The 10,968-nt window shown below is 67.7% G+C and carries 10 protein-coding genes and 1 pseudogene; 4 read left to right on the top strand and 7 right to left on the bottom strand.

Annotated features, from left to right (window positions below; all coding sequences use genetic code 11):
- From ACFQEU_RS06625 to ACFQEU_RS06610, 4 genes and pseudogenes are all read right to left on the bottom strand, one after another.
- Positions 1–318 (bottom strand): annotated as a pseudogene (locus tag ACFQEU_RS06625) (hypothetical protein); the annotation flags it as partial.
- Between the two features lie 3 nt (positions 319–321).
- Positions 322–1,620 (bottom strand): Glu-tRNA(Gln) amidotransferase subunit GatD, encoded by a 1,299-nt coding sequence (gatD, locus tag ACFQEU_RS06620; protein WP_379780493.1) that lies wholly within the window; start codon positions 1,618–1,620, stop codon positions 322–324.
- Between the two features lie 85 nt (positions 1,621–1,705).
- Positions 1,706–2,302, bottom strand: a complete 597-nt coding sequence (locus ACFQEU_RS06615; RefSeq protein ID WP_379780491.1) for an NUDIX hydrolase — start codon at positions 2,300–2,302, stop codon at positions 1,706–1,708.
- 245 nt (positions 2,303–2,547) lie between these two features.
- On the bottom strand, positions 2,548–2,793 hold the full coding sequence (locus ACFQEU_RS06610) for a hypothetical protein (protein ID WP_379780489.1): 246 nt from the start codon (positions 2,791–2,793) through the stop codon (positions 2,548–2,550).
- A gap of 168 nt (positions 2,794–2,961) precedes the next feature.
- On the opposite strand from ACFQEU_RS06610, the gene proS reads away from it, so the two are divergent.
- From proS to ACFQEU_RS06590, 4 genes are all read left to right on the top strand, one after another.
- A complete protein-coding gene (gene proS, locus ACFQEU_RS06605) occupies positions 2,962–4,467 on the top strand; it encodes a proline--tRNA ligase (RefSeq protein ID WP_379780487.1) in 1,506 nt (501 codons plus the stop codon).
- Between the two features lie 62 nt (positions 4,468–4,529).
- A complete protein-coding gene (locus ACFQEU_RS06600; RefSeq protein ID WP_379780485.1) occupies positions 4,530–4,700 on the top strand; it encodes a hypothetical protein in 171 nt (56 codons plus the stop codon).
- Positions 4,701–4,772: 72 nt separating this feature from the next.
- Positions 4,773–5,723, top strand: coding sequence for a hypothetical protein (locus ACFQEU_RS06595; protein ID WP_379780483.1), 951 nt, complete (start codon positions 4,773–4,775; stop codon positions 5,721–5,723).
- Between the two features lie 66 nt (positions 5,724–5,789).
- Complete coding sequence (locus ACFQEU_RS06590) at positions 5,790–7,061, top strand: helix-turn-helix transcriptional regulator (protein ID WP_379780481.1); 1,272 nt, start codon at positions 5,790–5,792, stop codon at positions 7,059–7,061.
- Between the two features lie 9 nt (positions 7,062–7,070).
- Here the strand turns inward: ACFQEU_RS06590 and ACFQEU_RS06585 are convergent, their stop codons facing one another.
- The 3 genes from ACFQEU_RS06585 to ACFQEU_RS06575 all read right to left on the bottom strand — a co-directional run bounded on the left by ACFQEU_RS06585 (position 7,071) and on the right by ACFQEU_RS06575 (position 10,820).
- Positions 7,071–7,202 (bottom strand): rubrerythrin-like domain-containing protein, encoded by a 132-nt coding sequence (locus ACFQEU_RS06585; protein WP_379780479.1) that lies wholly within the window; start codon positions 7,200–7,202, stop codon positions 7,071–7,073.
- Positions 7,203–7,313: 111 nt separating this feature from the next.
- Entirely contained in the window at positions 7,314–8,123 is an 810-nt protein-coding gene (locus ACFQEU_RS06580; RefSeq protein WP_379780477.1) for a TrmB family transcriptional regulator, read from the bottom strand.
- A 177-nt stretch (positions 8,124–8,300) separates the two neighbouring features.
- Entirely contained in the window at positions 8,301–10,820 is a 2,520-nt protein-coding gene (locus tag ACFQEU_RS06575; protein WP_379780475.1) for an efflux RND transporter permease subunit, read from the bottom strand.
- Positions 10,821–10,968: the final 148 nt, after the last annotated feature.

Below are 10,968 nucleotides of genomic sequence, written 5' to 3'. Positions count from 1 at the left end.
GGCCGCGGCCGCGCCGGTCCCGTCGCCGGACACGACGGTCGCGTCGTCGACCTCCGCGTCCCCGATTCTCGCGTCGTCGACTTCCGCGTCCTCGTTCTCCGAACCTCCCTCGGCCGCATCGGGTCCCAAGGCGGCTGTCGCGTCGGCCGCGGCGATCGTCGCCACGAACGTCCGCTGTGCGTCGTCGTCGGAGTTCACCCACTCCGCGAACACGCGCGGGAGGTAGTCGTCGTGGCGGTCACCCCACGTGTCGGCGGTGAACACGGCGACTGCGTCGGCGTCGACGGGACGGGCCTGCCTGACGGCGATCTCGCTCATCCGTCACCTCCAGGGCTGTGACTCGGCGGTCAGCTCCCCCGCGAGCTCGTGTCGCACCGCCGCCGCGGGGTCGTCCGTGTTCGCGAGCGCCCACATCAGCTTCACTTTCGCCGTTCCCGGGAGGGTGTCGCCACCCTCTATCACTCCGGCGTCGAGCAGGTCGCGACCCGTGTCGTACACGCGGTCACACACCCGTCCCTCGAGACACTGACTGGTCATGACGACCGTCGTCCCGTCGGAGACGAGCGACTCGATCCGCGGGATCAGGTCGGTGTGGACGTGTCCGAGCCCCGTCCCCTCGATCACGACGCCCGACATCCCGTCGAGATACCCCCACGCCGCGGGGTCCATTCCCGGCGTGAACTTGACCAGCTCGACATCGTCAGCCATCTCGGGGGTGAGCGTGGGCTCCTCGTTCCCGCGGGGGGCTGGCTCGCGGTTCCAGTCGATCGCCGCGTCCGCCGTGTCCCCGTCCGCACCCGCGTCGGCGGCAGTCTCGTACTCGATGACGCCGAGGGGTTTCGCGCCGACGGTCTCGAAGGCGTCCCGGCGAGAGGTGTGGTTCTTGCGGACGCGGGTGCCGCGGTGGAGCGCGCAGGCGTCGTCGGACTGGTTCGCGTGCATACAGACGAGCGTCTCGGCGTGGTCCGCCTTCGCGGCCTCGACGGCACACACCGCGTTCATCACGTTGTCGGAGGAGGGACGGTCCGCGGAGCGTTGGCTTCCGGTGAACACCACCGGCACTGACGCATCGAGCGCGAACGAGAGCGCCGACGCGGAGTACTGCATCGTGTCCGTCCCGTGCATCACGACTACGCCGTCCGCACCCGCGGCTATCTCCTCGTGGACCGCCTCGGCGAGCTCCCGCCAGATCGACGGCTCCATGTTCTCCGAGAGGATGTTGGCGACGACCCGCCCGCGGTAGTTCGCCCGGCCCGCCAGATCGGGAACCGCGCGCAACACGTCCTCCGCGTCGAAGCGGGCCGTGACCGCGCCGGTCCGGTAGTCGACGGTCGAGGCGATCGTTCCCCCGGTGGAGATGAGCGCGATCGTGGGCAGCTCGTCGTCGAAGGTGACCTCGCTGGACGCGCCGGGGCCGTCCGCCGCGTCCCCGCTCTCCTCCCCGCCGACGTCGCGAACGCCGGACTCAAGTACCTCGATCTCGGCGGCGTCACGGTCGATACCGACGTTGTACCCGCCATCGAGCTTGACGACGAGGTGATCGGGGGTCGTCGAGGGCAACAGGACCCCCTCGTTCGTGACGTCCCCGCGGTCGACGCGGACGCGATCTCCCGGTTGCATACCACTCGATTCCCTGCCGGCGGACTTCAATCCAACCGTTCGTCGCCGAGAGACCGGTTCCGTCGATCGGGTCCGGTGTCCCCCGTCAGACAGGGAGGTCGGCGTCGGGGTCGACGACCCTGTCGGGCTCCGCCGGCGCTCGCCAATCGGTGGTGCGTTCGAGCAGCTGGACGACCATTCGTCCGGTCGCGCCCCAGACGGTGTACCCGTCGACGCGGAAGAAGTGGATCCGGTGGTCGCCGTAGTCGGGATGGACGCGTCGTTCCGACTCGTAGTTCGCGGGATCGGTGAGTCCGCTGACCGGGAGCACCGCTACTTCGGCGACCTCCGACTCGTCCGGGGCGTACTCGCGATCCGGAGCGATCCCGACGAAGGGGCGCACGGCGTAGTCGCTCGTCGTCGTCGTGTCATCGATACGGGCGACGATATCGACCTCTCGGGGGCGGAGGCCGATCTCCTCGTTCGCCTCCCGGAGCGCCGTTTCCCGCAGTGTGGCGTCCATCGGTTCCCGACCACCGCCCGGGAAGCTCATCTGGCCGGGGTGCTCGCCGAGGTGTGCGGCTCGCTTCGTGAACAGCAGGTGTGCCTCCCCGTCGCGTTCGACGACCGGAGTCAACACCGCCGCCTCACGCCGGGCGACGAGCGATGTCGGCGTGAACCGACCGAGCCGCGACAGGTCCATACCGGCCCTGGGTCACACACTCGGTTTAAGCTTTCTCCGATCCTCACCGCGTACAGCTCCCGTACCACCGAGTACACGACTGTCTACTGGGTACACCACTGTCTATCGAGTACGCCACTATCTACTGCGTACACCGCCGTCCACCGAGTGCATCGCCAAAACGGGTCTGTCGCGGTCCGTTTCCGGTCTGTCCCAGGCGTATCGTCGATCAACACCATCGTTCACGAGCTCTCGTTCCCGCCGTCTCAACGGTCCCCGCCATCAGTCGTGTCGCTCTCGGCGTCGCAGTCGGAATCGTCCGCATCCGCATCACTCTCGCAGTCGGCGTCGTCGTTCGGGTCCGTCTCGCTATCCGCGTCGTCGCCGGACCCCTCGACGTCCGGGACCTCGGTCGTGTCGACGCTGGGAATCCCGCCGATCGCGGTCGCCGCGAGCGCGGCCACGACCACAGTGACCACCACGATAAACACGAACTCCCGGGACTCACGCATATTCGGGTGGTGTGTCTCCACACACAAAGACCGGATCGACGTTTGTGCCGGATATGCCCGAATTAACCAGTATTAACGGGTGTAAAACGGGATATCTGATGGCCAAGCCTCCTCTGAGCTAACGACCCTTCGGACCTTTTAAGCCGCCGACCCACGCTGTGAGAGCTAATGAGCGACGACGACCAGGAGCTCGGGATCACCGAGTCCAAGTCACACAACACCGGCGAGTGGTACGCCGAAGTCGTACGGAAAGCGGGGTTGGCCGACTACGGCCCCGAGGGAATGAGTGGGTTCATCGTGACGCGCCCGCGGGCGTACGCTATCTGGGAGAGACTGCAGGGGTTCCTCGACGCGAAGTTCAAGGACACCGGCGTCCAGAACGCCTACTTCCCGCTTTTTATCCCCGAATCCTACCTCGAACGTGAGAAGGACATCGTTGAGGGGTTCGACCCCGAGGTCGCGTGGGTGACGGAAGCCGGAACGAAGGAGCTCGAGGAGCGGCTCGCCGTTCGACCCACCTCGGAGTCGATCATCACCCCATATATAAGTCAGTGGGTACGGAGCCACCGCGACCTCCCGTTGCGCGTGAACCAGTGGTGTTCGGTCGTCCGGTGGGAGGCGACGGAGACGAAGCCGTTCTTCCGGACCAAGGAGTTCCTCTGGCAGGAGGGCCACACGGCCCACGCCACCGCCGAGGACGCGTGGAACGAGACGATGACCCGACTCGACCAGTACGAGTCGGTGTACGAGGACTTACTCGCTATCCCGGTGTTGAAAGGACAGAAGCCGGACCACGACAAGTTCCCGGGTGCCGACACGACCACGACCGTCGAGGCGCTGATGCCCGACGGGAAGTCGGTCCAAGCCGGCACGTCACATTACCTCGGACAGTCGTTCGCGGAGGCGTTCGACATCACCTTCGCCGACGCCGACGAGAACGAGCGGCTCGCACACACGACGTCGTGGGGGCTCTCCTGGCGCGCGCTCGGTGCCCTCATTATGACTCACTCGGACGAACAGGGCCTCGTGTTGCCGCCGAGCGTGGCACCGACCCAAGTCGTCGTCGTCCCGATCTGGCAGGAAGACACGAAAGACGACGTGTTGGCGTACGCCGAGGGGGTCGCCGACGACCTCGAAGACGCTGGGATCCGGGTCGAGCTCGACGACCGCGACGAGCGCAACCCCGGGTTCAAATTCAACGAACACGAGCTCAACGGCGTCCCTGTCCGCGTCGAGATCGGGCCCTACGAAGTCGATGACGACGAACTCACGCTGAACCACCGGCCGGACGGCGAGGAGCACGTGATAGATCGCGACGGCGTCGCGGAAACGGTCCGTGACCACCTCGACGAGGTGTACGCGAAGCTGTACGCGGCCGCCGAGGAGACGCTCGACGGCGAGGTCCGTACGGCCGACGACCGCGCGGAGATCCTCGGGACGCTCGGCCAGCACGGCGGCTACGTGGAGGCCCCGTGGTGTGGCGACGAGGCCTGTGAGGAGCCGATCAAGGAGCCCATGGCCGCCGAGATCGTCATGGTCCCCTTCGGGGAGGACGACCCGCTCGTCGACGACGCGGGCGATGACCCGGACGACGACGCGGGCAACGACGGGGCCACCTGTGCGATCTGTGGCGACGACGCCGAGCGGACCGCGTACTTCGCGAAGTCGTACTGAGCGGGCGGAACCGAACCGTGTGGCCCCACAAGACCTATCACGGAACTCCCGAATCGTCGGGTATGAGGGGTTGTACGGGTGTCGATACGTCCGACAGTAAAGTCGCGGAGACGGTTCGGCGTGTCGACTGCCGGCTGTCACGGCTCTGTGTGACGCTCGCGCTATCCGCCGTCACCGTCACCGTTGCCGCCGCGGTAGCGTACGGGTTCCAAACGTTCGGTACTCCCGTCTAGCCGGGTTGATCCGGGTTAATTCGGGCTGAACGAGATGACCCTATTTATCCGAGGACGTGTTATAGGGGACCGATGAACCGACGCACGTCGTTGCTCGTGGGGATCGTGGTCATCGGTGTCGCCGCTGTCGCCGTGGCAGGGGTCGCTCCCGTCACCGCGGTGGCCGACTCCGTGACCACGACGGCGGACCACGACGAGTCGGACCGAGCGATCGTTTCCGATGTCGACGAGGATCCCGAAGAGTCGGAAAACGAATCGACCAGCATCCGGCCCGGCGAGCAGTTCGCCGGCGCGGTCGGCGTCCAAGCGGCCGAGATCGACGGGGAGGTAGCGTCGCGCGCCTTCGGACTTCGTCTGGCGGCGGCCGAGACCGACGCGGAACGCGCCGCCGTGATCGCCGATCGGATCGAGCGAAACGAGCGGCAGCTCGACCGGATCGGTGACCAGCAGGCGGAGCTCCGTGACCGACGTGATGCCGGGGAGTTGAGCGACGGCGCGTACGCCGCACGGACCGCACGGACGGTCGCGGAGGTCCGGGCTGTGAACTGGACGACTGACGGGAGCGCCGACGCCGCCGTCGGCCTCTCGGAGGAGCTCCTGGCCGAGCAAGGGGTCGACGCCGACCGTATTCGTGCCCTTCAGGATCAGGCTGACGAGCTGAGCGGTCCGGAGGTCGCGGAGTGGGCTCGTGAGATCGGCGGCAACCGGACGGGCGCGCCGTTCGGACCCGACCGCGGCAACGGCCCCGGTGCGGGTGTCGGAGCACCGGGACCGGGGGACGGTCACTCGGAGAACGGTACTGACTCCTCGGAGCGCGGGAACGAAGCGGCCGACGGGGACCGTGAGTCGGAGCGTGACGACGATAACGAGTCGGAGCGCGGCGGCGACGGTGAGTCGGAGCGCGGGAACGGGTCCGGTGAGCGCGACGACGAAGCGGGGTCGGAGCGCGACGGCGGTGGCCCACCAACGGTGGGGACCGTCGCCATCGGTAGTTCGAGTGTGCTGGTGCATCCGGATTCCTGATCGCCAGTGCGGAACGCAATGCGACGAACCCGAAGGAATTTAGCGGCCGCGACGGTTTCCCCGTTCGTGAAGCGACGGACCATCGTACTCGTCGGCGTCTGCCTACTCGTTTTCAGCGCGGGCGCTGCGGTCTCACTCGGTGCCGCAAGCGCGCCCGGTGGCGACCCCTTCGAGCAGATGGAGATCGAGGCGGAGGACGTCCTGATGGCCGTCGAGGTCGACGCTGACGGCGACGCGATGTGGACGGTCGAGTACCGAACGCGCCTGGCGGACTCGGAGGAGGAGGCTGCGTTCGAGGAGCTCCGTGAGGACATCGAATCCGATCCCGAACCGTACACGGATCGCTTCCGTGAACGGATGGAGCGTACCGCCGAGACGGCCGAGGAGGCGACCGGGCGTGAGATGGCGATCGCGGACGTCTCGGTCCAGGCGGACCGCCGGGAACTCGCGCGGTCGTACGGCGTCGTCACTTACGAGTTCCGCTGGACGGGGTTCGCCGCCGTCGACGGCGACCGGATCACGGCCGGCGACGCGCTCGACGGGCTGTTCCTCGACGACGAGACGTCGTTTATCGTCTCTTGGCCGGACTCACACGCGCTCGTCGATGTCAGCCCTCCGCCCAGCGAAACCAGGGACGGAGCCGTCGTTTGGAACGGCCCGCTGGACTTCACTGCCGACGAACCACGCGTCGCGATCGAACCCGCTGGGGCCGACGGCGGAGTGACGGACGACGGGCCGGCCGGTGACGATGTCGAGGACGGGGACCAGCCGAACGGCGAACAGGGGACCGACGAGTCGGTCTCGGCGGTCACGGTAGTCGCTGTCGTCGCCGCCCTCCTTCTGGTCCTCGGCGGTGCGACGTACTACCGGCGCATGGGGGGCGTCGCCGATGGGACGGGCGAGGGCGATGGCAGCACGTCGACTGGCCGGAGTTCGTCGTCGGGCGGGGACGCCGTCACCGCGACCAACGACGCGGATACTCCCGGATCGGACGTGAGTGACGGGGGACCGACCGACACAGGAGTTGACGACCACGACGGATCCGGTGAGGCCGACGAGGTCGGGGACCCTGACGACGCCGATGACGCGGTCGATCCGGCGCTGTTGAGCAACGAGGAGCAGGTGTTGCGGCTCATCGAGGAACGCGGTGGACGGATGAAACAGGCCGAAGTCGCCGAGGAGCTGGATTGGACGGCCGCGAAAACGAGCCAAGTCGTTACCGGGCTACGCGACGAGGGGACGCTCGACGGGTTCCGGCTCGGACGCGAGAACGTGCTCTCCCTCCCGGACGAGGACCCGACGGGTGCGGACGGAGCACGCGGGGAGGAGACGGAGTAAGCCGGAGGCTCAGAGGTCGCGGGAGCGTCCCAAGTGTTGCAGTTCGCCCCCACACTCGCACCGGCCCGGTGTCTCGCCCCGAGCGCCACATTCGAAACATTCGTACAGTTCTTCGCCACTATTCTTGCAATTCGGTCTCATGTCTCGATGTAACACGCCGAGAGGTATGGCTGTGACCCTAATATGCGTAGTATTGTTTAATCGTGTTACGGGCCCGGGCAAACGAACGATCGGATCCGAGCCGACGGCCGGTCACTGGGGTGGGGTGTCGATCCAGGAGTCGATCAACACCTTGAGGACGCTCGCGAACGCCGTCCGACGGCTCCAGAAGGCGACCTCCCCCGCCGTCGCCCCCTCGCTTTGCACGGCCAACAGGACCGTGTCGCCGTCGACGGCGAGCAGCCGGACGACGGGGAGGTCCGCTTCGTGGGCGTCCTCCGGGACCGGAAACGTCCTGACGGGGGTGTTCTCGTAGTACGCGATCATCTCGGGGTCCGCACTGGCAACGAGGGCGTCGACCCCACCTTCGGCGGCGGCGAACAGCGCCTCGTCGGTCGACTCGTCGTGGTTCCGTCGCTCGACGGCGTACACGATCGACTCCGTCGCGTCGGCCGCGAGCGACCGGATCCGTTCGGTCACCGCGTCCCGCCCCTCGACCGTCCACACCTCTTCTTTTCGCTCGTCGTCGTCGGGACGTTCCGGCTCGATCGCCTCCAACCGCTCGAACGCGCGCTCGCGACGCCGGTCCTGCTGGCGGCGGAGCAGCTCCTCCGCCTCCGCCAGGGGCACGGGTCTGAACCGCTTCGGCGACGCCTGCTGAACGTCGAGGAGCCCCCGTTCTTGGAGGCTCTCGGCCGCGCCGTACACCTGTGACCGCGGGACGTCAGTCGCCTCAGCGATCTCGCGAGCAGTTCCGCGCCCGAGCTTCTCTAACGCGACGAACACGCCCGCCTCGTACGTCGACAGTCCGAGACGCTCCAGCGCCGTCCGGGCCGCCGTCTCGGGTCGTGACTCCCCTGCCGCGTCCCCGTTGTCGCCGGATCCGGTCGCGTCGTCGCTCATGTCGACTCACCCGTCGCGCGACGAGCGCCCCCGAGCCACGGCCTCTCGTGCCAGCCGGGCGCTCGGCGATCCGGACGCGCGTGTCTCGGTCCTCCTCCCGTGTCGTACACCACTGGTCCGTACATCATCCGGTAGGGGTGTTAAACCTGCGTTCACGGCCCGATATCTGCTCCCGGGTCACGCGTCGACCACCTCGCTGGAGTGTGATTCGTCGGAACTCCCCAGGTCGGGGTCGGCATCCGCGACGACTCCGTCGTCGCCGTCGGGAGCGTCGTGGGTCCATCCGAAGTAGCGCTCCCACACGAGCAACGCCGGAGGTAACACGAGCACCGCCGCCAAGAACGAGTACACCACGCTCAACGACGTGAGAAGCCCGAACTGGGCGAGAAGCGGGGTAGCGGACAACACGAGCGCGCCGACCCCACCCGTCGTCGTGACCATGCTCCCGGTCACGCCGCCGCCGGTCCCCCGTAGCGTCCGCAACAGGGCCGTCTCGGCGTCTTCGACCCGATTGAACTCGTCGATAAACCGGTGGGTGATGTGGACCGAGTACGCGATCCCGATCCCGATCGTGATCGAGAGGATCGTCGCCGTCAGGACGTTGAACGGGATCTCCAACACCACCATCGTCGCCGCGAGGAACGCGACGGTGACGACGATGGGGACGACGTTGACGATCCCCAACGACGGACGACCCTCCAACACCCAGTAGACGGCGACGAGGAACGCCGCCGTCACCCCGAGTGCGGTCGCGAGGCTCACGATCGCCGAGGCGAACAACAGGTCCATCACCGATCGGATGACGACGATGTCGCCGGTCGCGGTCGCGTCCTCACGGAAGTCGTCGGCGACCGACCGCGCGTCGTCGACGACGGCCTCTTCCGTCGCGTCCGCCTCCACGTCGTAGACGAACCGCATCGCGGTGCGGTCCTCCGTGACGTACTCCGCCGCCCAGTCACCGACCGGTGAGGCGAGCAGCTCGTCCATCACCACGTCGACGTTCCGGTCCGGAACTCCGTTACCACTCATGTCGTTCGCGGCGACCAGCGCGCCGAACTCCGGGTCCTGGGCGGCGAGTGCGTTCATCGGGTCGAGCACGCTTTCGGCGATCGCCTGCCCGTCCTCTTGGAGGAACGTGTCCGGTGGATCGGTTCCCGCACGATAGGCGGACTCCAAGGCGTGGTCGGCGTCTGCCGGCCCCTCGACGTAGATGGTCACTTGGTCCTCCTCGCCGGTCTCGAAGTTGTCGCCGAGGAAGTTGATCGTCTCCGTCGCGCGGTAGTCGTCGGCGTCGACGACCCCGGTGACGGCGACGTACGGCGGGAGCTCCTCGTAGGGGAGGAAGTCCTCGTCGTCGAACTCCGTCTCGACGTCGGTCGCGACCACCCCGGCGCCGGCAGTCGCGACGAGGATGAGCGCGAGCATCGCCATCGGTGCCTTCCGACCGACGAACAGGCCGACGGGTAGCACCCGGCCGAGCGCGGAGTCCTCGTCGCCGAGCGGCGTGGTCCCGAACTCCGGGATCGACGTGCCCGCGCGGAACTCGTCCATGAGCACCTTCGCGGCGGGTACGAACACCCCGAAGATCAGGAGTGTGAACACGATCCCGATCGCCGTGACGAGCCCGAACTCCTGGATCTGGCCCAGCTCGCTCGTGAGGTTCGCGCCGAACCCGATCGCCGTCGTCCCGGTGACGATGAAGAACGCGACGAGGAGCTGGTCGTTGGCGCGCACCATCGCCTCGCGGATCTCGTACCCCTGCACCCGCTCCTCACGGTATCGGTTGACCGCGTGGATACCGAAGTCGATCCCGACTGCGAGCAGCAGCGGTGGCACCGCGACGGTCATCATCGTGAACGGGATGCCGGCGAGTCCGGCGAACCCGAACGTCCAGATCACCGCCATCACCAGCGCCACCAGCCCGAGCCCCAAGTCGAACGGGTCGCGATAGGCGACGACGAGGAACAGCAGGATCAGCCCGGCGACGGCGGGGACGACGAGCACGAGCGAGTCGACCATCGCCTGTTCGGTCTCGATGTCGACGAGCGCGCCCGTGAACACCGTGAAATCGCCGTGAACCCCATCGGCAACCGTCTCTATCCGCGTGAGCAGCTGGATCTCCGCCTCGGTGTCGGGGGCCTCCGCGAAGTCGACGACCGTGATCGTCGCCGACGCGGAGGGGTCCTGCGTGTTGAGGTCGTCACTGAGGGACTGCGCGCGGTCCGGTTGTTCCTCGAGCAGCGCTCTCGCGGCCGCCCGGACCTCGGTCTCCGTCGCGTCCTCGACCGCTCGGAGTCGTGCCTCGGTGGTCTCCGCGTCCCCGTCGAGCTGCTCGGCGACGGCACCCGCGACGCTCGCCGACTCGCGGACGTCGAGTTCCGAGTGCTCCGCCAGTCGGTGCTCGACCTCGAGCATCGCGATGATCCCGGACCGCGACAGCACGTCGCCCTCTTGGATGAGCTGGACCGACGTCTCCTCGTCCTCAAACGGCGGTTCGAACTCCTCGTTCACGCGGTCGAGCGCTTCCTGCTCCGGGATCCCTTCGGTGAACGCGTCGATATCCGGGTCGGCCTCCACGGCCGCGAGGCCGCCGGCGAACACGCCCGTCAAGACGAGGAACACCGTCACGACCAGCAGCGGGCGGCCGATGATACCCCCGTTGACGGTCTCGACGATCCGCCGGTACCCTCCGCTCATGACTCAGCGGTCGCGGTTCCCGTCGGCGTCGCCGTCGGTCGACTCCCGATCCGACCCGCCGTCCCCCTCGGCGGTGTCCGGCCCGGCCCCGCTCGGCTCCTCCCCGAACAGCGAGTCGAACCCGTCGTCGCCGGCCGAACTCCCGGTG

Source organism: Halorubrum tibetense (assembly GCF_042661865.1).
GTDB lineage: Archaea > Halobacteriota > Halobacteria > Halobacteriales > Haloferacaceae > Halorubrum > Halorubrum tibetense.
This window is presented reverse-complemented; position numbering and strand designations above follow the sequence as displayed.

Bases quoted from the DNA above. Each gene is read 5' to 3' on its own strand.
- ACFQEU_RS06595 (WP_379780483.1), top strand. From the start codon at position 4,773: ATGAACCGACGCACGTCGTTGCTCGTGGGGATCGTGGTCATCGGTGTC.
- ACFQEU_RS06585 (WP_379780479.1), bottom strand. From the start codon at position 7,202: ATGAGACCGAATTGCAAGAATAGTGGCGAAGAACTGTACGAATGTTTC.
- ACFQEU_RS06580 (WP_379780477.1), bottom strand. From the start codon at position 8,123: ATGAGCGACGACGCGACCGGATCCGGCGACAACGGGGACGCGGCAGGG.
- ACFQEU_RS06600 (WP_379780485.1), top strand. From the start codon at position 4,530: ATGAGGGGTTGTACGGGTGTCGATACGTCCGACAGTAAAGTCGCGGAG.
- ACFQEU_RS06575 (WP_379780475.1), bottom strand. From the start codon at position 10,820: ATGAGCGGAGGGTACCGGCGGATCGTCGAGACCGTCAACGGGGGTATC.
- ACFQEU_RS06610 (WP_379780489.1), bottom strand. From the start codon at position 2,793: ATGCGTGAGTCCCGGGAGTTCGTGTTTATCGTGGTGGTCACTGTGGTC.
- proS (WP_379780487.1), top strand. From the start codon at position 2,962: ATGAGCGACGACGACCAGGAGCTCGGGATCACCGAGTCCAAGTCACAC.
- gatD (WP_379780493.1), bottom strand. From the start codon at position 1,620: ATGCAACCGGGAGATCGCGTCCGCGTCGACCGCGGGGACGTCACGAAC.
- ACFQEU_RS06615 (WP_379780491.1), bottom strand. From the start codon at position 2,302: ATGGACCTGTCGCGGCTCGGTCGGTTCACGCCGACATCGCTCGTCGCC.